The 22,961-nt window shown below is 65.0% G+C and carries 12 protein-coding genes; 4 read left to right on the forward strand and 8 right to left on the reverse strand.

Annotated elements, in window-relative coordinates; genetic code table 11:
* Positions 1-21: 21 nt before the first annotated feature.
* From LGM89_RS23085 to LGM89_RS23095, 3 genes are read right to left on the reverse strand one after another with little or no spacing between them, the layout of a single operon-like run.
* Positions 22-3,138, reverse strand: coding sequence for an efflux RND transporter permease subunit (locus LGM89_RS23085; protein ID WP_089498486.1), 3,117 nt, complete (start codon positions 3,136-3,138; stop codon positions 22-24).
* Positions 3,135-4,343: an efflux RND transporter periplasmic adaptor subunit gene (locus LGM89_RS23090; protein WP_089498485.1), complete on the reverse strand. Its 1,209-nt coding sequence runs from the start codon at positions 4,341-4,343 to the stop codon at positions 3,135-3,137. The genes LGM89_RS23085 and LGM89_RS23090 overlap by 4 nt, the downstream gene beginning before the upstream one ends.
* 46 nt (positions 4,344-4,389) lie before the next feature.
* Positions 4,390-4,986 carry a TetR/AcrR family transcriptional regulator gene (locus LGM89_RS23095; protein WP_089499046.1) on the reverse strand — a complete coding sequence of 199 codons (597 nt, stop codon included), beginning with the start codon at positions 4,984-4,986 and terminating at the stop codon, positions 4,390-4,392.
* 112 nt (positions 4,987-5,098) lie between these two features.
* On the opposite strand from LGM89_RS23095, the gene LGM89_RS23100 reads away from it, so the two are divergent.
* Positions 5,099-6,601 carry an efflux transporter outer membrane subunit gene (locus LGM89_RS23100; RefSeq protein WP_226273990.1) on the forward strand — a complete coding sequence of 501 codons (1,503 nt, stop codon included), beginning with the start codon at positions 5,099-5,101 and terminating at the stop codon, positions 6,599-6,601.
* A gap of 971 nt (positions 6,602-7,572) precedes the next feature.
* On the opposite strand, the gene LGM89_RS23105 is transcribed toward LGM89_RS23100, so the two are convergent.
* Positions 7,573-8,202 (reverse strand): TetR/AcrR family transcriptional regulator, encoded by a 630-nt coding sequence (locus LGM89_RS23105; RefSeq protein ID WP_226273991.1) that lies wholly within the window; start codon positions 8,200-8,202, stop codon positions 7,573-7,575.
* A gap of 91 nt (positions 8,203-8,293) precedes the next feature.
* Between LGM89_RS23105 and LGM89_RS23110 the strand changes: the two genes are divergently transcribed.
* From LGM89_RS23110 to LGM89_RS23120, 3 genes are all read left to right on the forward strand, one after another.
* The gene (locus LGM89_RS23110; protein WP_226273992.1) at positions 8,294-11,485 is read left to right on the forward strand and encodes a cytochrome P450; all 3,192 of its coding nucleotides are present in this window, start codon (positions 8,294-8,296) and stop codon (positions 11,483-11,485) included.
* Between the two features lie 542 nt (positions 11,486-12,027).
* Positions 12,028-13,851 (forward strand): acyl-CoA dehydrogenase, encoded by a 1,824-nt coding sequence (locus tag LGM89_RS23115; RefSeq protein ID WP_226273993.1) that lies wholly within the window; start codon positions 12,028-12,030, stop codon positions 13,849-13,851.
* A gap of 54 nt (positions 13,852-13,905) precedes the next feature.
* Positions 13,906-15,090 (forward strand): acetyl-CoA C-acyltransferase, encoded by a 1,185-nt coding sequence (locus LGM89_RS23120; protein ID WP_089498480.1) that lies wholly within the window; start codon positions 13,906-13,908, stop codon positions 15,088-15,090.
* Between the two features lie 229 nt (positions 15,091-15,319).
* Here the strand turns inward: LGM89_RS23120 and LGM89_RS23125 are convergent, their stop codons facing one another.
* From LGM89_RS23125 to LGM89_RS23140, 4 genes are all read right to left on the reverse strand, one after another.
* Positions 15,320-16,942, reverse strand: a complete 1,623-nt coding sequence (locus tag LGM89_RS23125; protein WP_226273994.1) for a long-chain-fatty-acid--CoA ligase — start codon at positions 16,940-16,942, stop codon at positions 15,320-15,322.
* A 490-nt stretch (positions 16,943-17,432) separates the two neighbouring features.
* A complete protein-coding gene (locus tag LGM89_RS23130; RefSeq protein WP_226273995.1) occupies positions 17,433-18,560 on the reverse strand; it encodes a porin in 1,128 nt (375 codons plus the stop codon).
* 138 nt (positions 18,561-18,698) lie between these two features.
* Positions 18,699-21,839, reverse strand: a complete 3,141-nt coding sequence (locus LGM89_RS23135; RefSeq protein ID WP_226273996.1) for an efflux RND transporter permease subunit — start codon at positions 21,837-21,839, stop codon at positions 18,699-18,701.
* Positions 21,836-22,954 carry an efflux RND transporter periplasmic adaptor subunit gene (locus LGM89_RS23140; RefSeq protein WP_226273997.1) on the reverse strand — a complete coding sequence of 373 codons (1,119 nt, stop codon included), beginning with the start codon at positions 22,952-22,954 and terminating at the stop codon, positions 21,836-21,838. The genes LGM89_RS23135 and LGM89_RS23140 overlap by 4 nt, the downstream gene beginning before the upstream one ends.
* Between the last annotated feature and the right edge of the window lie 7 nt (positions 22,955-22,961).

The raw sequence follows: 22,961 nt of genomic DNA on the forward strand, positions 1-22,961 counted from the left end.
TATTCGAAACTGGGGGCTTCGCTAGTCTCCACGCCGGTCAGCTTGCGCGCGATCATCCGCCGTCACCGACGTCAGTCGCGCGAGCCGCACGGCGAACCAGGCCCGCAAGTCGTCCATGCAGGTATAGGCGACCGGCACGAACACGAGACTGAGCAGCGTCGACGTAATCAGGCCGCCGATCACCGCGACGGCCATCGGCGCGCGAAAGCCCGCATCGGCACCCGTGCTGATCACCGACGGCACCATGCCGGCCACCATCGCGATCGTCGTCATGATGATCGGCCGCGCGCGCTCAGCGCCGGATTGCAGCAGCGCCTGGTGGCGCGGCATGCCTTCGCGCCGCTTCTCGATCGCGAAGTCGACCATCAGGATCGAGTTCTTCGTGACGATGCCCATCAGCATCAGCATGCCGATCACTACCGGCAGGTCGATCGCGGCGCCATACAGCAGCAGCGCGCCGAGCGCACCGCCGACCGACAGCGGCAGCGCCGTCAGGATCGTCAGCGGCTGCAGGAAGTCGCGGAACAGCAGCGTTAGCACTGCGAGCACCATCAGGATACCGAACGTCATCGCCGCACCGAACCGGGAGAACATCTCGCTCATGTACTCGGCGTCGCCGTACTCAGCGCGGCGCACGCCGTCGGGCAGCGCGCGCATCGACGGCAGCGCGTCGACCGCATCGAGCACCGTCCCTAGCGTCATGCCGTTCGTCAGGTCGGCATCCACCGACACGCGCCGCAAGCGGTCGAAACGCTCGATCCGCGATGGCCCGCTGCCGAAATCGACGTCCGCGACCGCCTGCAGCGGTACGCTCGTTCCGCCGTCGGTCGCCACGCGCAGTTGCCGCAGTGTATTCAGGTCGCCGCGCTCGGCCTCCGGCAACGCGACGCGCACCGGCACCTGCCGGTCGCGCAGGTTGAAGCGTGCCGAATTCGCATTGATGTCGCCGACGGTCGCGATGCGCGCGACGGTGCCGATCGCGTGGGTCGTCACGCCCGCGCGCGCCGCCTCGTCGAAACGCGGCCGCACCTGGATCTCGGGGCGCGCCAGCGGTTCGTTGACCTGCACGTTCGCGATGCCCGGCACATTGCGCATGTCGCGCTGCAGCGCCGACGCGGCTGCCGACAGTCGTGCCGGATCGGCACCGACGAGGATAATCGACACGTCACGCGCGGCGCCGTCCGCGCGGAACGCGTAGCGGATGTCCGCGAGCTTGTCGAGCGCCGGGCGCAGCGACTGCTCGAACGCCTTCTGGCCGAGTTCGCGCTGCCCCGCCGGCAGGAGTCTCAGCATCACCGTGCCGGTGGACACGTCGGTAGTGCCCGACGCATCTTCGCCGCCCGCCGTCGTGAACGCGGCGAGCACTTCGGGGCGGCGACGCGCCTCCGCGGCGATCTGCTGCAGCACCGCGTCGGTTTTCGCGAGCGGCGTGCCCGGCGGCAGCGTCACCTCGATCCGTGACTGACTGACGTCGTTGGTCGGCAGAAAGCCGGACGGCAGCAGCGGCACGATCGCGAGCGACACGGCGAAGAACGCCGCGCCCGCGAACACGCATGTGCGCCGGTGCCGAAGCGCCCAGTCCAGCAGCGCCAGGTAGCGGCCGAGCACGCGCCCGGGCGGCGCACCGGCAGCCGATGCGTGCCCCAGCGCGCCGGCGGGCTTCGGCTGCATCAGGTAGGCGGCCAGCAAAGGAGTGACGAGCCGCGCGACCAACAGCGACGCAAGCACGGCGACCGACACCGTAACGCCGAACGGCGTGAAATACCGGCCGACGATACCGCCGATGAAGCTCACCGGCAGGAATACCGCGACGATCGTCGCGGTGATCGCGACCACCGCGAAGCCGATCGCGTCGGCCGCGTCGATTGCGGCCTGAAACGGCCGCTTGCCGAGATCCAGATGGCGCTCGATGTTCTCGATCTCGACGATCGCATCGTCGACCAGGATGCCGATCACGAGCGTCAGCGCCAGCAGCGTGATGCTGTTCAGCGTGTAGCCGAACCCTAGCATCACCGCGAAAGTCGGCAGCATCGACAGCGGCAGCGCGACGGCCGCGACCAGCGTCGCGCGCCAGCTGCGCAGGAAGAAGAACACCACCAGCACCGTGAGCACCGCGCCTTCGATCAGCGTCGCCATCGTCGCGTCGTAGCTTGCGAGCGTGTAGTCGACCATCGACGCCACCTCGCGAATCTCGATGTCTGGGTGCTGGCGCCGCAGGCGTTCGAGCGCCGCCTGTACGCCGGACGCGACTATCGTATCGCTCGAGCCCTTCGCGCGATACACGGCGAAGCCGACCACTTCCGCGCCGTCGAGCCGCGCGAGCGAGCGAGCGTCGCTCGCGCCATCGCGGATCGTCGCGAGGTCGGACAGCGTGGCCCAGCGCCCGTCGGACAGCGCGATCGGCATTGCGGCGAGCGCGTCGACCGACGTCGCGCCGCCGAGCGTGCGCACCGACTGCTCGCTGCCGGCCAGTACCGCGCGGCCGCCCGGCACGTCGACACTGGTACGCACCAGTTGCGCATTGACCTGGTCGGTCGTCACGCCGAGCGCCTCGAGCCGCTCCGGGCGCAGCTGCACGCGGATCTCGCGGTCGACGCCGCCGAGCCGCTGCACGCGCTGCACGCCCGGTACGGCCAGCAATTCGCGGCTGAGCGTATCGTCGACGAACCACGACTGCTCGACGACGCTGCGTCCTTTCGCGCGCAGCGCATAGTTGAGGATCGCGCCGCCTTCGACTTCGAACCGCGTGACGATCGGCTCCTCGATCGACTGCGGCAGGTTCGCGCGGTTCTGCGCCACGACCTCGCGCACGTCGTTGAACGCGCGCGCCGTATCGACGCCGAGCTGAAACTCGACGGCCGTGACCGACAGACCGTCGCCGACCGTCGACGTGATGTGCCGCACACCCGCGAGCCCCGACACCGCACGCTCGACCGGCAGCGTGACCGCATGTTCGAGATCGGCGGGCGCGGTGCCCGCCTGCGCGATCGCCACCGCGACGATCGGAAAATCCACGCGCGGATTAGCGTTGATCGGCAGCTTGAGGAACGCCATCCAGCCCGCCACCGCGAGCACGACGAACAGCACGATGGTCGGAATCGGGCGGCGGATCGCCCACGACGACAGCCGGAGACTCATTTCGCCCCCGCCACGCCGTTGCCGGCTGCCTGCACGATGTCGCCGTCGCGCACCAGCGCCGACGCCACTGCAACGACGTGATCGCCCGCCTTGAGGCCACTACGCACCTCGATCCATGCACCGTCGCGCCGTCCCGCAACGATCGCGCGGCGGGTCACGCGGCCCGCCGCGTCGACCTGCGACACGAATGCCGCATCCTGCGCGCCGAACGTGACTGCGCGTTGCGGCACGGCCACCGGCACCTCGATACGATCGGCCGCAAGCTCCGCGCGCGCAAAGCCGCCGGCCCGCAAACGCGACGCATCGCCCAGTGCGACGCGCACCTTGCCCATCCGGGTTTGCGGGTCGATACGCGGTGCGATGAGACGCACGGTGCCGTCGACGGTGCCTGGCGTGTCCGGCAACACGATCGTCGCGCGCTGCCCGGCGCGGATCGCGCCCAACTCGCGTTCGGCCACGTCACCATCGAATTCAAGTTCGCCGCGGGCGATCAGCCGGAACAGCGGCTCGCCGCCGGCCAGCGCCCCGGCGCGCACGGCGCGGCTTGCGATCACGCCATCGGTCGGCGCGCTGACGATGGCCTTGTCGCGTTCCGCGCGCGCCTCGGCGAGCCGCGCGAGCGCCTGTTCCTCGTCCGCGCGCGCACCGCGCAGGTTTGCCGCTGCCGCCGCGACCTGCGCGCGCTGCTGGTCGACCTGCTGGTCGCTCACCGCGCCGGACCGGCCCAGCGGCTCGATGCGGCGCCACACGGCCTGCGCGTCGGCATCGAGCGCCTGCTGCTGCGCGACTGCGGCACGTGCGCGATCGACGGCCGAGCGTGCGTCGCGCACCCGCGCGTCGAGCGTCGTGGTGTCGAGCCTCGCGAGGATCTGGCCGGCTTTCACGCGATCGCCTTCCTCGACGAGCACGGCCGTCACGCGCTGATCCTGCAGCGGCGTACCGATCGCGATGTCGTCACGCGCAACGACTGTGCCCGTCAGCCGGATCGTGCGCGCGAACACGGCCGGCCCGGCGGTCGCGACCGTAACGCGCTGCATGGCCGGCGCGGGTCGCGGCGCGACCTCGCCATGCGCTAGCGACGGCATCAGGCTCACTGCGCCGCCCACCAGCGCCATCAGCAGCATGTACGTGACGAGGCCGCAGCGCACGCGCGCAACGGCTTTCCAGCACAACAAGGCACCCGTCGCGGGTTGTTTCCGAATCATGGGAGTCTTCAGAGGAAGGGAGTCACGCGGCGAACGGCCGCGCGCGTCATTGCGGCTGCAGCATTCTCCGGATGATCAGCAGGTACATCGGTGCATGCGTCTTTGTCTTGAAGCCGGGCTCGAACACGACCCGACCGACCGCGCCTTCCGCGAGCGCGATCAGCCACGTAGCGACCAGATCCGGCTTCAGCGTCGGGTCGATCTGCCCCTGCGCGATGCCGCGCTTGACCAACGCGGCGAGCAAGCCCTTCTCATGCGCCTCGTTTTCGGCGAACAGCGCGGCAATCTCCGGATTGCGCGATGCCTCGGCCGCGACCTCGATGCTGATGCGCGCATAGATTGGCTCGCTGGCTGCCTTCATCTTTTCGAGCGCCAGTGCTTCGATCGCGGCAACAACGTCGTCAGCGCCCGCCCATCGCGCAAACAGCTCGGCCGACTCCTGCCGGTCTTCCTGCGCGATCGCCTCGATGATCGCCGCCTTGGTCGGGAAATAATGAAACAGGTTGCCGGGGCTCATGCCTGCGGCGGCGCAGATCGCCGCCGTCGATGTGCCATGGAAACCGTTGCGCGCAAAACATTCGATCGCCGCGTCCAGAATCTGACGCCGCTTCGCTTCCACTTTTTCCGGATCGACCTTTCTCACCATGCACTCCGCACTGGACGTTGCTTCGAATATTTAATAGACTGACTACTCGATCTATTATTATGCGGCTGGGTCGATGCGTCAAGCCGCGTTGCCGAGAATGAGTGCGAACATGAGCGTCATGGATGACAGGAAGCCAGGCCGGCTGCTCGGCCTGTGGATGCGCGGTCTCGCGCTGGTGGTTGGTGTGGGCCTGCTTTCCGGCTGCGTCCAACCGGCGCTGTTGCCCGATGCGCATCAGCCTGTGCCGGCCGACTGGCGCAATCGCGGCGAGCCCGCGCCGACGGTCGCGCCTGCGCCCGCTGACTGGTGGGCCGTGTTCCGCGATCCGGCGCTCGACGCGCTGGTCGCCGCCGTGCTGTCACGCAACCTGACGCTCGCCGAGGCCGGCTATCGCCTGCAGGCCGCGCGCGCGATCGCCCGGCAGGCGGACGCGTCGCGCTTGCCGCAGATCGGTATGAGCGGCGAGCTGCAGCGGCAGCAGCGCATATCGGGCGCGGACGGATCCCGCGAATACGCCAGCGAAGCGGGCGGCACGGCATTTCCGTCCGACGACGCGCCGTTCGTGCCATCCGACCGCGCCAGCGGCTACTACCAGGCGGGCTTCGATGCGTCGTGGGAAATCGACCTGTTCGGCCGTCTCGCGGCCACCGCCGCGTCGGCGCGCGCGGGTGTGGGTATCGCGCAGGCCGACTGGCAGCAGGCGCGCATGACGGTTGTCGCCGAGCTGGTGCGCTGTTACATCGAGCTACGCGGTGCACAGCGCCGCAGCGCGCTGCTCGCGCAGAGCGTTGCCGACCAGCGCGAACGGATCGTGCTGACCCGCGAGAAACGCAAGGCGGGCGTCGCCAGCGATTTCGACGTCGAGCGCGCGCTCGCCAGCGCCGCCGAGCTCGCGACCCGCCGCGCGGCATCGGATCAGGTCGAGCAGCAAGCAGCGCAACGCATTGCGCTGCTCACCGGCGAGCCGGAACCGGACGACCGCTGGCTCGCCGCACGCGCACAACCCGCCGTGCCGCCCATCGCGCTACAGGCCGTGCCGGCGAACCTGTTGCGCACACGGCCCGACATCCGCCGCGCTGAGCGTGCGGTCGAGCAGGCGGCGGCCGAGCTGCGCGTGTCGACCGCAGAACTCTATCCGCGCCTGAACCTGGTCGGCAACATCGTCATCAGCGGCAATCTGGTCGGCATGCCACTGCCGGGACGCAACACGGTCGGCTCGGGCGCGCTCTCCGTGACGATCCCGCTGCTCGACTGGGGCGCGCGCCGCGCGGCCGTGCGTGCACGCGAAGCGGAACTCGCTGCCGCGATCGTCGCGTACCGGCACGCCGTGCTCGAAGGCATAGAGGAAACCGAAAACGCGCTGAACGCGCTCGCGGCCGAGCGGCGCCGCGCGGCGGACCTCGCACTGCACGTCGACGCCGCGCGGCGCACGGACGCTCACACCGCGCTGCTCTGGCAACGCGGGATGGCAAGCCGGATCGAGCGCATTGAAGCAGGCTTGGCGACCCGCGAGGCCGACCTGGCCTCGGTCGAGGCGATCGAGAAGCAAAGCCTCGCGGTTGTCGCGCTGCACAAGGCTGTCGGCGGCGCGGCGATCGAGCGCGACGGCTGAGCGGCGCATGACGATGAACACGGAACGCGGCACATCGTGCGTAGACCAAAATAAAGTCGTCGCCGCTTGCGAAGGAAAAATGTCACTGCGCCGGTCTCAGCCGACCAAGAAACGCGAGACCCTTGTGAATCAAGGGATTGTCCGACGAGAATTAAAGTTGCCATCGAGCCCGGCGTCGCAGAGACCGGTGCCCCCCCGGAGCGCCGATAGCCGGTGCCACGCGTTGTGCGGAGCCTGAGTCTGAACGGACGATCGTGCCGCAGGGGTAAGGTTCCGTCCATCAATGCACATCAGACGCTCGGTGTGATTCGCATCCATAGTCAAACAACGCTCGTGTCCCAGTCGATTCAATTGGCCAACCAAAGTCCGGATTCGCCGTGCCACCCGGCGAGCACTGAAAATCTCGGCGCGAACAGGTGCTCGGCAAACATCAACCGCTCACCCATTCGAAGGCCCTTGCCAGTCGGAGCGTCAACGGATTCCGCCGCCCTCCCCACGGAACACTACGGACGTCACATTTCATCCAGCTTTTGCCGGCGCCCGCGCCGCGAGTCAATATGGGCATGGCTTCCCGATCCGGCCGCTCGCGGGCGATTTCATCAGCCGATGTGAGCGCGACGTGGGCACGAAAAGGCGGAGGCGATGAAGCGGTAATCGGTGACCACTGGCGGAAGCGCGCCGACGCCTCGGCACGCTGCGCCAGCATTCCCCACCGCATTCCATTTGCGGAGCATGTGGAAGCAGTGCAATGAGTCGTCGCAGCTAACGCACGCACAATAAGCAATGCAAACTGCTTTTCAAAGCGAAGATCACACCAACTGAGCCTCGCGATCATCGGTATCGGCCAATAACTGCCGGTTGGTGACACGACCGAAGATGCCATTCCTGCGCAACGCGTTCGATCCGAGTCGCTTCGGCACACGGGCGGCGCATGTCGATCAACCCGCCCGCCTCCCGTGCGCCCTCTCTCGCTACTCCGAATCCGCCTGAGCGAACCCGAGCGTCAGCCCGAACGCGTCGAGGATCGTCGCCGCGGTGCGGGCCATGCGCTTCGCCATGGCCTCCGGCGTTTCGCGCATGGCGCCCTGGCGAAGCCAGTGCACCGCCGTCCAGACCAATCCCCCGCCTAGCACCGTCAGGCAATCCTGCTCTGCTTGCGTCCGGACGCCTTCATAGGGCGGAAGGAGCCGGCCGGAAACGAAGGTCACCAGTTCATCGAAAAACGCCGATGTTGCCGCGTCGTTGAATACGGTCAGATAGAACGACTGATGCGCATGCAGATGCTCGAGAATCAGCGCGGTTTCCACCTCCATTGACCGGATGAACGTGGTATTCGGCGGGTTAATCAGCTTGCCTTGCTCCTCGACGAATGCAAACGCGTGGTCGAGCCTCACCATCGCCGCCCGCCGAGCAGCCGATTGAAGGTCGGGAAAGTGCTGATAGAACGTGGGACGCGCGACGCCCGCGCGCTGCACCAGCTGGGCAATGCTGAGCGTGTTCAGCGGCGCGTCGTCGAGCAGCTCGGTCGCGGCGCGAACGAGCGCGTCGTAACTCCGTTGAAAGCGGGGATCGGCGGGATTAGGGCTTACATCAGGTGGCATAAAAAGCTCTGGACACGTGGTTTTGTCTATTTTACATTCGTTCAATAGATTGAGATGTGATGCGTCGACATACCTCTGAAAGGCTATTGAAATGAAATCCTCATCCCTCGTCCCCCAGCCGCCCCTGAAACCCGTCATCGGTCATCTGATGGAGGTCCTCGGGCCGTCTCCGCTTGCCAAGATGATGGATCTCGCGCGCAAGTACGGGCCGGTCTACTGGTTCGAGGTGTTCGGCCAAGGTTACTACGTTGTCAGCGGCCAAACACTCGTGAATGAAGTGTGTGATGAAAGCCGATTTCAGAAGTGCGTGCACCAGTCGCTGCTCGAACTCAGACCGGCGATCGGCGACGGGTTATTTACGGCATTCGGGGACGAACCGAACTGGGCCAAGGCGCATCGCGTGCTGATGCAGGCGTTCGGCCCGCTCAGTATCTGGTCGATGTTCGACAAAATGGTCGACATCGCCGACCAGATGTTTCTCCATTGGGAGCGGTTCGGCCCGGAGACGCCGGTCGACGTGTCCGATCACATGACGCGACTGACGCTCGATACGATTGCCCTGTGTGCGTTCGATTGTCGTTTCAACAGCTTCTACCGTGAAGATCAGCATCCGTTTGTCGATGCCATGGTCAACACCCTCAGCGAGGCCGGAAAGCGCGAGTTGCGACCCAAACTGGTGTCGAAGCTGATGATCAATCGCAGTCGCAAGTTCGACGCCGACATCGAAGTCATGCGATCGCTCGCGACCAAGATGATCGAGGACCGGCGCAAGCACCCGCACGACAGCGAGGCGTCGATGGACCTGCTCGACCGAATGCTGAACGGCGTCGATCCGGTGACGGGAGAAAAACTCGATGACGAGAACATCGTCTTCCAGATGATTACCTTTCTCATCGCCGGACATGAAACGACCAGCGGGCTCCTGTCCTTTGCCACCTATTTCCTCCTCAAGAACCCGGACATCCTGCAAAAAGCACGGGACCTGGTCGACGAGGTGGTGGGCAGCGAGACCCCGCGGATCGAGCATCTCGCGCGACTGCGTTACATCGAACACATCCTCATGGAGACATTGCGAATCTGGCCGACCGCGCCGGCATTCGCCGTGTCGCCGCTCGCCGACACCACGTTCGGCGGGAAATATGCCGTTTCTCCCGACGACATCATCATGATCCTGACGCCCATGTTGCATCGGGATGTGAGCGTCTGGGGCGAGGACGTCGAGGCGTTTCGTCCGGAGCGATTTGCCCCGGAGAATGCGGAGCAACTCCCGCCCAATGCATGGAAGCCCTTCGGCAATGGGGCACGTGCCTGTATCGGCCGCCCGTTTGCGATGCAGGAAGCGCATCTCGTCCTGATCATGCTGCTTCAGCGATTCGATTTCTCGTTCGCCGATCCGGACTACGAGCTGGACGTCGCCGAAACGCTTACGCTTAAGCCGACCGGTTTCCGGATCAACGTGAAACCGCGGGCCCGGGGTGCGCTCAAAGTGCCCGATACGGCCGTTCGCGCCCGCCCGAGCGCGCAAAACCCGAGCGTCGCCCCGGTTCAGTCGCTCCCTGCCAGCGAAGACGTGTCGAGCATGCTCGTCCTCTTCGGGGGAAATACGGGCTCCGCCGAATCCTTTGCAAGACGCATTGCAGGAGACGCGAGTCGTCACGGATTTCACGCGACGTGCGCGCCCCTCGACGATTTCGCGGGAAAGCTCGACGGGTATCCGGCCATCGTGATCGTCACCGCTTCCTACGAAGGACAGCCGCCCGACAACGCCAGATCATTCGTCCCGTATGTCGAAGCACTCGGCGAAGGCGCGCTGGACGGTGTCCATTTTTCGGTACTCGGGTGCGGCAACAAACAATGGGCACGGACCTACCAGGCGATTCCCAAGCGAGTCGATGAGGCGCTCGAGAAGGCCGGTGCCACGAGAGTGCACGTCAGAGGCGAACTCGATTCCGGTGGCGACTTCTTCGGTGAATTTGACAATTGGTATACCGAAATGTGGGACCGCTTTGCGATCAGTGCCGGGAAGGAAGTCTCGACCGTGCAACATGGTGATACCGCACTGAAAGTCAGTTTCGCCGAGAACACCCGTGAAAAATTGCTGAACTTCGGCGACATGGCGCATGCGTCCATCGTCGACAACAGGGAACTGGTCGATATCAGCGTGGCCGGAAGCCGCTCCAAAAAGCATATCGAACTGAAACTGCCGGAAGCGATGACGTATCGATCGGGAGATTACCTGGCTGTTCTGCCGCGCAACTCGAAAAACAACGTCGATCGCGTCTTGCGCCGGTTTCGCGTGAGCTGGGACACGCCGGTGGTGATTGAAGGCACGTCAAGTAATCCGCGCCTTCCGCTCGGCCAGCCCATCAGTTGTGGTGACCTGTTCTCGAGCTATGTCGAACTCGCCGTTCCTGCCACCCGATCACAAGTATCGACCCTGGCCGCCGCCACGCGTTGCCCTCCCGAGAAGGTCGAGCTCGAGCGCCTGAGCGCCGACGATTTCGAAGGCGAGATCCTCGGAAAGCGGACCACCGTCATGGATCTGCTCGAACGCTTCGGATCCGTCGATCTGCCGCTCGAAAAATTCCTCGATATGCTGCCCGCGCTGAAAGCACGCCAGTATTCGATCTCGTCTTCCCCGCTTTGGAAAGCAGACCATGTCACGCTGACGGTAGCCGTGGTCGATGCACCGGCGCTCTCCGGCAATGGTCGCCATGAAGGGGTGGCGTCGTCGTATCTTGCGCGACTCGACACCGGGGACAGCCTGTCCGTTGCAGTCAGGCCATCGAATGCACACTTTCGGCCACCCGCCGAGACCGGCCTTCCGATGATCCTGATCTGTGCCGGTTCCGGTATCGCCCCATTCCGCGGCTTCCTGCAAGAGCGCGCACTACAGAAGCAGCAGGGGGAAACCGTCGGCAAGTCGTTGCTCTTCTTCGGAATCGATGACCCCGACGTCGACTTTCTTTATCGCGACGAACTCGACGAATGGGCTCGATGCGGTGTGGTCGAAGTGATGCCGGCTTACTCGAACCGACCGGAGGAAGGTGCCCGGTTCGTTCAGGACAAAGTCTGGCTGGAGCGCGAGAAGATCGCCGCACTGTTTGCGCAAGGCGCCACCGTCTTCGTCTGCGGGGATGGAAAGAATATGGCGCCTGCCGTACGCGCCACGCTTGCCCGCATTTATCAGGAGGCAACGGGAGCGAACGATGAAATCGCCAGCGCGTGGATCGACACGATGGAGCGGGAGCATGGCAGATATGTTGCCGACGTGTTTGCATGACGGTGACGTGATCATGCCACGTCCGGTTGCTTCAGACATCTGAGCTGCCCCGCCACCGCTTTCCGGAACGGATGCGACACGTGCTTCGATCCCGGCCCGTGCCCTGTTTTCCTTGCGTCCTTCACCCTGGTTCCGGTCGAGTTCCGACCGGAACCAGGGATTGATCACACACCGCATGACTGCGTCGAATCGACCGCACCTCTTTCAATGACGGACGGTTCGGAAAGCGACGGGTTAACCACGATCGACCGTCGATGAACACCATGCTAATTTCATCGGCCACATGACTTGGTCATTTGATCAACATTGGTATGGATATGCCGTCCCCCTGGAAACCACGTGAATCGCTCCATGCATGCCGCCTCTGGATATGCGTGATCGATCACCCCGATGTCGTGGCGGGATGGACGATGCCGATCACCCCATGATGTCCTCCAGCGTCTCCCATCTCGATCGCTTCGAACCCATAATTTCGCATTCCTGAATTTATTGAAGCGATTCGAAATCGCGCCAAGACACCAGATACACACTCATTCGATGCCATGACTAGCGAACTCACCCTCTCCCGCCGCGACGTGGAGTTCATTCTTTTCGACTGGCTGCAGGTCGAATCGCTTACCCATCGGCCACGATTTGCCGGGCAGGACCGCTTCGACTACACCTCCGTGCTGGATGTGTACGAATCGCTTGCCACGGATCTCTTCAAACCGCACAACAAGAAGAACGACAGCAACGAACCCGCATTCGACGGAGAACGCGTCACCATCAACCCGGAAGTGGGGGTCGCATTGCGCGCATTTGCGGCCGCCGGCCTGATCAGCGCGTCGTTCCCGAACGAGTGGAACGGCATGAGCCTGCCGAGCACCGTGGAGCGGGCCGGCATGGCGTATTTGCTGGCAGCCAATCCGGGAACCGCGGGCTACGCCTTTCTCACGATCGCCAACGCCAATTTGCTGATGGCCCACGGCGAGCGCGACCGGGTCGAGCCCTACGTCAAGGCCATGGCGGAAGGGCGATGTTTTGGCACGATGTGCCTGTCGGAACCGCAAGCCGGGTCGAGTCTTGCCGATATCCGCACGCGCGCGGTTCCGGCCCGGGATGGCCGCTACCGCCTGTTCGGCAACAAGATGTGGATCTCCGGCGGCGATCACGAGATTGCCGAGAACATCGTCCACCTGGTACTGGCCAAGATTCCCGACGAAAACGGCCAGCTTCCTCCGGGCATTCAAGGGATATCGCTCTTCACCGTACCGCGCAAGTTGATCGACGCCGACGGGCTGCCCGGCGAGCGAAACGATGTCGTACTCGCCGGCATCAATCACAAGATGGGGTACCGCGGCACCGTCAATTGCCTGCTGAACTTTGGTGAGGGTCGCTACCGCCCGGAAGGCGAAGCGGGCGCCATCGGTGAGATCGTCGGCGAGCCCGGCAAAGGCCTGGCCTACATGTTCCACATGATGAACGAGGCGCGTATCTCGGTCGGCCTCGGCGCCGCCGCGATCGGCTATACCGGCTACCTTCACTCGCTGGATTATGCGAAGACGCGCCTGCAGGGCCGGACACGCGGAGACCGATCGCCCGCGTCGGGACAGGTCCCCATCATTCGTCATGCCGATGTCCGGCGCATGCTGCTCGCGCAAAAGGCCTATGTGTCGGGGGCACTCGCGTTGTGCCTGTATGCGGCTCGACTGAGCGACGATATCCATTCGCAGGAAGACGCCTGCGACCGCGAGGACGCGCATGGCCTGCTTGACCTGCTCACGCCCGTCGTCAAGAGCTGGTCGTCCCAATGGGGTCTCGTCGCCAACGATCTCGCCATTCAGGTTCATGGCGGCTACGGTTACACGCGCGAATACAACGTCGAACAGTTCTATCGCGACAATCGGCTCAACCCGATACACGAAGGCACATTCGGTATCCAGGCGCTCGACCTGCTGGGTCGAAAGACACGTGCAAACGGCGGCGCCGCGATGAATGCGCTCGACCGGAAAATCGCCGCGACGGTGTTCAAGGCACGGTCGATCCGTCCGCTCCATGGCCATGCCGACACGCTCGAATGCGCGTGGGAGCGCATCCGACTCGTCACCCACGCGCTGCACCGGCTCGACGACCCGGAGCTCCAGCTGGCGAATGCGGCGGCCTACCTCGAAGCATTTGGCCATGTCGTCGTCGGCTGGCTTTGGCTCGATCAGGCGCTCGTGGCCAGCACGCTCGAGAGCGGCCCCACCGGCAGCGACTTCCATCGCGGCAAGCTCGCCGCGTGCGACTACTTCTTCGGGTGGGAAATGCCCAAGGTGGCCGCGTGGCTGGCGGTGCTCAATCCCGTGGAAACCACGCCCCTGACGATGCCGGAGCATTGGTTCTGACCCGTGCGCGCAGCCTCCATTTCGTTGCTTTCGTTTAATTCATGAGGATGTCATATGATTGATGCCGTCATCGTTTCCACCGCGCGCACGCCGATCGGCAAGGCCTATCGTGGCGCATTCAACCTCACGCACTCGCCCACCCTGCTCGGTCACGCAATCAGGCATGCCGTGCTGCGCGCCGGGATCGAACCGGATCGCATCGAGGACGCCGTCATCGGTTCGGTGCTCAACGCGGGTACCGCCGGCAACAATGTCGCCCGACAAGGTGCGCTGGCGGCCGGGCTGCCTGCTTCGGTCGGCGCGCAAACGCTTGACCGCCAATGTGCATCGGGCCTGATGGCGATCGCCACGGCCGCCAAACAGATCATGTGCGACGGGATGCAGGTGGTGGTCGCGGGCGGCCAGGAAAACATCTCGGCGGTACAGACGCGCTACTTCGAGTGGACGCGCGCCGACCAGGATCCCAACGTGCTGGCCGTGCAGCCCGCCGCCTACATGCCGATGCTCGAGACCGCCGAGTTCGTTTCCCGCAAATACGGGATCGCGCGGGACGTGCAGGATCAGTACGCGCTCGATTCCCAGCTGCGCACTGCCGCCGCACAAAAGGAAGGCCGCTTCTCGGACGAAATCGTCCCGATCACGACACAGATGCTGGTCGTCGACAAGGCGACCGGCGAAACGTGGCGGAGGGAGGTCACGCTCTCGCAGGATGAGGGGAATCGTCCCGGCACGACGCTCGAATCGCTCGCAGCGCTCGCACCGGTGATTGACGGTGGCGTGGTGACCGCCGGGAACGCCAGCCAGCTGTCGGACGGTGCAAGCGCCTGCGTGCTGATGAACGGCAAGACCGCCGAACAGATCGGCGCAACGCCCCTCGGCATCTATCGCGGCATGACCGTCGTCGGCAATGCGCCCGAGGAGATGGGCATCGGCCCCCTCTACGCGATCCCCAAGCTCCTGAAGCTTCATGGCCTGACAGTCGACGACATCGGACTGTGGGAGCTCAACGAGGCATTTGCCTGCCAGGTGCTGTACTGCCGCGACAAGCTGGGAATCGATCCGGCCCGATACAACGTCAACGGCGGCAGCATTTCGATCGGCCATCCGTACGGGATGACGGGCGCCCGCCTGGTTGGACACGCACTGATCGAAGGCAAACGACGCGGCGCGCGCTACGTCGTCGTATCGATGTGCGTGGGGGGCGGCATGGGGGCAGCCGGCTTGTTCGAAGTCGTCTGACGGAACGCGCCTTTACCCGCAGCACGAATGGGGCGGCAGCCCCGCTCTTGCGGGCCTTGCCTACGTTTCCGCGGATGCTTGAGCGGACTTTGTGTCGCCAGCGCGCCTGATGCGCCATCGCACCAGGCGCCGACGCGCGCCGGACTTTTTCCGCGCTGCCATTCACGTGCCGGTTAGGAGACGGGTGATGCCGGCCACTCAATCTCCCGGCATCACCTCGGTCACCACGTCAATTGTTCAACACCCGCAACTCGCGCCGGAGGATCTTCCCGACGTTGCTCTTTGGCAGGCTGTCGCGAAACTCGATGCTTTTCGGGCGCTTGTAACCCGTCAGCTGGCCTTTACAGAACGCCATCAGGTCTTCGAACGTCAGCGCCGGATCCTTCCTGACCACGAACAGCTTGACGGCCTCTCCGGAATGCTCGTCGGGCACGCCGATCGCCGCGACCTCGTATACGCCGGGGTGGTTGGCGACGACCTCTTCGATCTCGTTCGGGTAGACGTTGAAACCGGATACGAGAATCATGTCCTTCTTGCGGTCGACGATTCGCACGAAGCCCGCTTCCGAGATCGACGCAATATCACCCGATCTGAAGAAGCCATCCGCGGTCATCACCTTCGCGGTCTCGTCCGGCCGCTGCCAGTAACCCGCCATCACCTGCGGGCCACGAATGCACAGCTCTCCGGCTGCGCCGGGCGGCAATTCGTTGCCGTCGTCGTCCCGGATCGACACTTCCGTGGAAGGCAACGGCAGGCCGATGGTGCCGTTGAACTCACTCCCGGTCACGGGATTGACCGCGACGCAAGGTGATGTCTCGGACAGCCCGTATCCGTCGATGATCGGCGCGCCGGTCATCTCCTTCCAGCGCCTGGCGACGGCTTCCTGCGTGGCCATCCCGCCACCGCTGGCCAGCAGCAGATTGGAGAAATCGAGGCGCGGGAATTCAGGATGATGGAGCATCGCGTTGAAGAGCGTGTTGACGCCCGGAAAATTCGTGATCTTGTATCCGGCGAGCGACTCGATCATCCCGCCGATGTCCCGCGGATTCGGCACCAGTACGGAAAGCGCACCCATGTGAATCGTCAACAGGCAGCAAACATTGAGCGCAAAGATGTGATAGAGCGGAAGTGCAGCCACCGTGATGAGCTGCGTCACGTCAGGGCGCAAATCGCGAGCCGGTTTGAGCCAGACGTCCGACTGCACTACATTCGCGACGATGTTCCGATGCAACAGCGTCGCGCCTTTCGACACCCCGGTTGTCCCGCCCGTATATTGGAGAAAAGCGATATCGTCCGGCGACTGGGAAGCCGGTACGAATGTGCCCCGACGTCCCTCCTCGATCGCGTCGTCAAATGTCGTATACGGGCTCGGCTTCCGTTCCGCGCCGGAAGCGTTGCCCTGCGCGACAACCAGTGCATGCTTCACCTGCGTGTGCGCAAGGATGGCATCCAGCGTTGCCGTGCAGCCGTCGAGAATGACGATCGCCTCCGCGCCGCTGTCATTCAGTTGGTGTTGCAGCTCGCGGGGCGTATAGAGCGGGTTGACGTTGACGACAACGTAGCCGGCGCGCAACACCGCACAAATCGAGATCGGGTACTGCAACACATTCGGCATCATGATGGCGACCCGCGCACCCCGCTCGAGGCCGCGTGACTGCAGCCACGCGGCCAGTGCTCGGGACATCACGTCGAGCTCACCATAGGTGATCTGCTTGCCATCGCACGCAAACGCCGGCTTCGCGTGAAACCTGCTGAAGCTTTGTTCGATCAACGCAGTGATGTTTCGATACGCGCTTGAATCAAGCTCTGCCGGAACCCCCGGCGGATAGGCATCAAGCCAGATCTTTTCCATACCCAATCTCCTCTGTCCCGTTTGAATAATTGCGCGACGCCAATCTCCTCATCACGCGCGTGAATATGCCGGGATGCCTCGAACACGCGAGACACATCCCTCGTCGCAACGATAGGGCTGCGTGGTCGGCCGACAGTCAGCGGCGCCGTGGATCACGTTGTCGGCAGACAGTTGACGGGCGACGGCCACCATCCGTTTGTTTCGCCTTCATCGCACCCTGCTTGGCAGGCAAATTCTTGCCCCCCGAGACGCGACTTCCGAATCAGGGGGCTACACCAAAACTGGTCAAATGATATGGTCATTTGACCATACAGGGAAACTTGCGGCAACTTGGTAGTTGCACGAGGCTGCGACGCGGGATCTGTCGACGCCATACTCGAACCGAAACACGGATCGTCGGTGTTGAAGTTCGTCGAGGTTGCGCGAGGCGTCCATTAAAACGCGAATCGTGCCCGTTTGTTCCGCCCATGCGGAACGACCGCCGTGACGCTTAGAAGCGGTGACGCAGGCCAACCGTTGCCGCAGTCTGGCTGACCTTCGAGCTCGGGAACGCGTTGATATCGCCGTTGTAGATCGACGAACCCAAACCGGCACCCTTCGTACCACGCTGATACACCATCTGAGCGTAGACGTCCGTACGCTTCGACAGGAAGTAGTCGGCTTGCACGCCGAACTGATTCCAGTGCGTGCTGTTACCGTTCAGTTTCGCATTCGTATACGTATAGGCTGCGCCCAGGCCGAGAGCCGCCGTGAGGTTGTACTTCGCGTTGACTTCGTAGTTGTCGGCGCGCAGCGTACCGGCACCGTTCGTCTGGTTATCGAGGCGCGATTGCGTCCATGCCGCGCCAACCAGTGCCGGGCCAAATGCATACTTTGCCGCGATGCCATACGTGCGGCTGCGGCCCTGGATTCCGTATGCAGTGCCATTGATCGAATCGACCGACGGGTTCACCGCGCCCGTCGCGGACAGACCGGCGTTGTTCGCTTGCGAGTACGCCGCACCCAGCTTCAGGCCTTCAAACTGGTACGACACGCCGGCGCTGTATGCGCGGTTGTTCGCAAAGTTCGTGCTGTTCGAGAACGAGTACGTGCCGCCGAACTGCAAACCGGCATAGTTCACGCTCGTGTACTTGATCGTGTTGTTCAGCGCGACGTCGCCGTTCGTGCTCAGGCGGTCATTGTTCAGCGGGTGCGCGAAGTACGTGCCGCCCCACGAGCCCGTTGCCGTCAGCGGTGCCAGGTAGTCTTGCGTCGCGTCGTATTGCTTGCCCAGCGTGACCGTGCCGTACTGGCTCGACAGGCCGACGAAAGCCTGGCGGTTGAACATGCCGCCGTTGCCGTTCGCGAACTTGCCGTTACCGAGGTTGAAACCGCTTTCCAGCGTGAAGATCGCCTTCAGGCCGCCACCGAGATCTTCCGAGCCACGCAGGCCGAAACGGCTCTGGTCAATGCCCGAGCCCATCGAGAAGCGCGACTTGCCTTGGCCTGATGCGGTCTGGACGTTGCTTTGATAGGTCAGGCCCGCGTCCAGCACGCCGTACAGCGAGACGCTGCTTTGCGCGTGTGCGACGGTGGAGAACGATACTGCAGCTGCTGCAGCGATCAGCGTCTTGTTCATTCGTGAAGCTCCATTCAAAAAAAAGAGGCAGGTCTCGCGACCTCGTTCATAAAAAATCGGGAGGACCTTGTCCTGTTGGTCACCCCCGGGTTCCAATGCGCCCGCATCGACGGGCGCCATAGGGTCAGGCGATCCGTTTCAACATTTCCCGGGCGCATCGACGGCGCCGGAACCGAAGAACTTCCGGCTCCAGCCGGACAGCCTGTCGCTGAACAGCAGTTCGTACAGCACCGGCACCATGCCGAGCGTGATCAGCGTCCCGAGCAGCAGCCCACCCATGATGGTGACGGCCATGCCGGTCCACAGCGTGCCGGCGAACAGCAGCAGCGGAATCAAGCCGGCGATGCAGGTCAGCTTGGTCATCACGATCGGCCGCAGGCGCGCCACGGCCGCCGCGACGACCGCTTCGCGGCGCGATTTGCCGGCCGCCAGCTCGACCTCGATACGCTCCAGCAGCAGCACCGCGTTGTTGACGATGATCCCGGCCAGCGACAGCAGGCCGAAGTTCGCCATGAAGCCCAACGGTTCGCCGGCGATGATCAGCGCGGGCCCGACGCCGATCATCGCGAACGGAATGATCCCGACGATCAGCAGCAGCTTGCGGAACGAGCCGAACTGCCAGATGAACAGCACCAGCATCGCGACCACCGCGTGCGGCAGATACTCGCTGAGCGCCACGTTGGCCTCGGCGGACTCCTCGATTTCGGCGCCCAGCTCGATCCGGTACCCCGGCGGCAACGCGATCCGGCCGATGGTCGGCGCGAGCTGATCGACCGCCTGCTGCGCGGTGCCGTGGGCATTGCGGCCCTTCACGGTGAGCGTGCGCATCAGGTCGCGGCGTCGAATCGTCGACGGCTCGGTATTCAACGTGACCGTCGCGACCGCGGACAGCGGAACCGGCGCGCCGCCCGCCGCCGGATGGATCAGCGTATTGGCGAGATCTTCGGGCCGCGTGCGCTCGGCTTGCGCGCCGCGCACGACCAGCGGCACCAGCGTATCGCCGTCGCGCAACACCGACACGTTGACGCCGGTATAGCGCGTGGCCAGCGCCGTGGTGATGTCCTCGCTGCTGACGCCCAGGCGCCGTGCCTTGTTCTGGTCGATCTCGACGTCGACACGCGGCACGCGCGGCCCCCAGTCGTCGTGGATCTGCACGATGCCCGGCTCGGTATGCAACGCCGCCTGGATCTTGCGGCCGATCTCGCGCAGCACGGCTTCGTCGGGACCCGACACGCGATACGCCACCGTGCCGGCGTCGTGGGCGCTGCGCGAGAAGCGTTTCGCATCGGTTCGCACTTCGGGATGGTGTTGCGTCATCCACGCCTGGGTTCGCGCGATCACGGCGTCGAGATCCTGCGGCTTCGCGACGCTGACCGTGACGTAGCCGATATGCGACGCAGGCAGCGGCGGATTGAGCACCAGGACGACACGCGGGCCGCCGTCGGCGACATAGCCGATGCTGGTCGTCACCTCGGGATTGCGCTTGCGATCGTCGAGCCAACGGCTCAGGTCGCGGACCACGTCGCGCGTGAGCCGTGCATCGCTCCCGGGCTGCAGCTCGAGTTCGACCTGGAACTGCGGCCGGTCGGAAGCCGGCAGGAACCCGGCCGGACGCGTGGCCAGGATCGCGAGCGCACCGACCAGCAACGCAGTCATCACGACCAGGAACCGCCCCTTGTGGTCGAGCACGCGGCGAATCAGGCGCGCATAGGCACCGTAGAAGCGGCTTTGCTTGACCGTCGCGTCGGCATCGTGCTCGTGCGCATCGCCTCCGCCGTGATGGCCGGATTTCAGGAAGAAATAGCAGAGCAGCGGCGTCACCGTCAGACAGAGCAGCCACGACCCGAGCAGCGACAGCGTGAGCACGACCACGAGCGGGCGCAGGTATTCGTTGGTGGCGGTGTCGCCGAAGAAGAACGGCGAGAACGCGAAGATGATGACCAGCGACGACGTCAGCAGCGGAATCGCGAGCGTACGGCCTGCTTCGACGCACGCGTGACGGCGCTCCTCGCCCGCGGCGAGGCGGCGTTCGACGTCCTCCGCGATCACGATGCCGTTGTCGACCAGCAAGCCCAGCGCGATGATGATCGCGGCCATCGACACGATGTGCAGTTCGATGCCCAGCGAGCGCATCACGAGCAGCGTGGCCAGGATGGTCAGCGGCACGATGCCGCCCACCACCACGCCGGCGCGCCAGCCGAGGAACAGCACGACGACGATCATCACGATCACGATCGTCTCGATCATCACCTGGTTCATGCGGCCCATTTCCCGCTCGACCACGTCCGCCTGGAAGGTCACGTAGTCGAGCGAAAAACCGGCGGGCAACTGCTGCTTCAATTCGTCCAGACGCGCACGCAGCGCCTGGCCGACCGCCTTGACGTTCTGGCCTTTGCGCATCGAGATGCCGAGGACGACCGCGTCTTCGCCGCGGAAGATCGCCGCGGACTCGGGCGGGTCGACGGGCCGGACCTGCACCTGCGCGATGTCGCCCAGGCGCACGGTGCCCGGCGCGGCTTCCGCGCGCGCGCCGGCCGGCGGCACGGTGAGCGTGAAATCCTGCAGCGCCTGCAGCGAGCGGATTTCGCCGGAGCTGACGACCGCGCTGTTCAGGCCCGACACCACGAGCCGGCCGCCGGACTGCACGACGTTCTGCTTCTGCAGCTGTTGCATGACCGACGCGGTGGACAAATGCAGCCCCGCCATTCTGGCGCGGTCGAATTCGATATAGACGCGCTCCTCCTGCAGCCCATGAAAGCTGACGCCCTGCACGCCAGGCACGCGGTACAGCCCTTCGCGCAGCAGCTTCAGCGGTTCGCGCATCTCGCTCATCGAAAAACCCGGCGCGGTCACCGCGATGGACGCGATCGCCACGCGGCCGAAGTCGTCGTCGATCTGCGGAGGCAGCGTGCCGGCCGGGAACAGCGGCACCGCTTCTTCGACCTTGGCGCGCATGCGCTGCAACACCGGCATCAGTGCATGCACGTCTTCACGCAACGAAACCTGGAGGATCACGCTGCCGTCACGCACGGTGCTCGTGACGTGCTTCAGTTCGTTCAATTGGCGCAGGCGCTCCTCCACCGGCCGGGCGACGAGCTGCTCCATCCGCTCGGCCGGCACGCCGGGGTTCGCGACGAACACCAGCGCGTCGCGAACGGTCGTGGAGGGCTCCTCCTGGGACGGGAACGTGAGGAACGTGAACGCGCCGGTCACGAGAATCAGCAGCGCGACGAAGAAGGTGAGCCGGCTGGAATTGAGTGCGGCCTGGGTCAGCTTCACGAGCGCGCTCCCTGCAGAAGGGTCTGCGCCCGATACGTGACGACGGACTGGCCCTCGTTCAGGACGGAAGTCCCCGCGACCACGACCTGCTCGCCGGCGCGCAGGCCTTGCGTCACGGCGACGCGCCCGCCCGGCAGCAGCTGCCCGCCCGTGCGGATCGCGCGACGCTTCAGCGTCTGGCTGGCGCCGTCGATGACGAAGACGCTGCCGCGGCCGGCTTCCGTGCCGGCCATGACGGCGGCCGCCGGCAGCGTGATGTCATGCGCTTCACCGCGCGGCAGCGCCACGGACAGCACGCCGCCGCTGCGCAGCCCGGAAGGGGTGCCCTGGACCCGGAAGATGGCTTGCACCAGCGAGCCGTTGTCGCTCCGGCCGGACAGCCGTTCCATGGTCAGCGTCACGCGATCCGTGCCGCTGACCGCGTGGGCTTCGGCGCCGGGTGCAAGCGTCGCGGCGATCGTGTCCGGCAGCATCACGACGGCTTCCAGCGCGCGGCCAGCTTCCATCTGCAGCACGCGCTGGCCTGCGGCGACATCCACGAACGGCTGGACCTGACGCGCGACGATTTCGCCGTCGAAGGGGGCCGTGATGCGCGTGAACGCGAGATCGCGCCGAGCGCTCGCCACCGCGGCCTCCGCGACACCCAGCTGGCTCGCGGCCTGCTGATGCGATGCCTGTGCGGCCTGCAACGCGGGCGCGGAAATGATTCCGTCGCGGGCGAGTTCCTCCTGCTGACGCAGGTGGGTGCGACGCTCGGCCAGGGTCGCGGCGGCGGCGGCACGATCGGCCGTCGCCTTGTCGAGCCGCCAGCGTGCCGGCGACTCGTCCAGTCGCGCGAGCACCTGCCCGGCCCGGACGCGATCACCCACGTCGACCAGCATCGCGACGACACGGCCCGACGACTCGAAGCCGAGGTCGGTGCGCTGACGCGCGCGCAGCGTCGCGACGAACGTGTCGGCATGTGCCTGGCCGGCACCGCCGGCCACTTCGACCTTGACGGGCCGCGGTACGTCGGCAACCGGCGCGGCAGATGGCTGACATGCCGACAGCAGCGTTGCCGAGACGAGCGCGCAGAGTACCAGCCTGCCCGCTTGAGGCATGGAACGGGAATGCATCGTAAAA

The organism is Burkholderia sp. AU31624 (assembly GCF_020420065.1).
Classification (GTDB): domain Bacteria; phylum Pseudomonadota; class Gammaproteobacteria; order Burkholderiales; family Burkholderiaceae; genus Burkholderia.

Excerpts from the sequence above, each read along its gene's own strand:
- LGM89_RS23085 (WP_089498486.1), bottom strand. The coding sequence starts at position 3,138 with ATGAGTCTCCGGCTGTCGTCGTGGGCGATCCGCCGCCCGATTCCGACC.
- LGM89_RS23090 (WP_089498485.1), bottom strand. The coding sequence starts at position 4,343 with ATGATTCGGAAACAACCCGCGACGGGTGCCTTGTTGTGCTGGAAAGCC.
- LGM89_RS23100 (WP_226273990.1), top strand. The coding sequence starts at position 5,099 with ATGAGCGTCATGGATGACAGGAAGCCAGGCCGGCTGCTCGGCCTGTGG.
- LGM89_RS23105 (WP_226273991.1), bottom strand. The coding sequence starts at position 8,202 with ATGCCACCTGATGTAAGCCCTAATCCCGCCGATCCCCGCTTTCAACGG.
- LGM89_RS23110 (WP_226273992.1), top strand. The coding sequence starts at position 8,294 with ATGAAATCCTCATCCCTCGTCCCCCAGCCGCCCCTGAAACCCGTCATC.
- LGM89_RS23115 (WP_226273993.1), top strand. The coding sequence starts at position 12,028 with ATGACTAGCGAACTCACCCTCTCCCGCCGCGACGTGGAGTTCATTCTT.
- LGM89_RS23120 (WP_089498480.1), top strand. The coding sequence starts at position 13,906 with ATGATTGATGCCGTCATCGTTTCCACCGCGCGCACGCCGATCGGCAAG.
- LGM89_RS23125 (WP_226273994.1), bottom strand. The coding sequence starts at position 16,942 with ATGGAAAAGATCTGGCTTGATGCCTATCCGCCGGGGGTTCCGGCAGAG.
- LGM89_RS23130 (WP_226273995.1), bottom strand. The coding sequence starts at position 18,560 with ATGAACAAGACGCTGATCGCTGCAGCAGCTGCAGTATCGTTCTCCACC.
- LGM89_RS23140 (WP_226273997.1), bottom strand. The coding sequence starts at position 22,954 with ATGCATTCCCGTTCCATGCCTCAAGCGGGCAGGCTGGTACTCTGCGCG.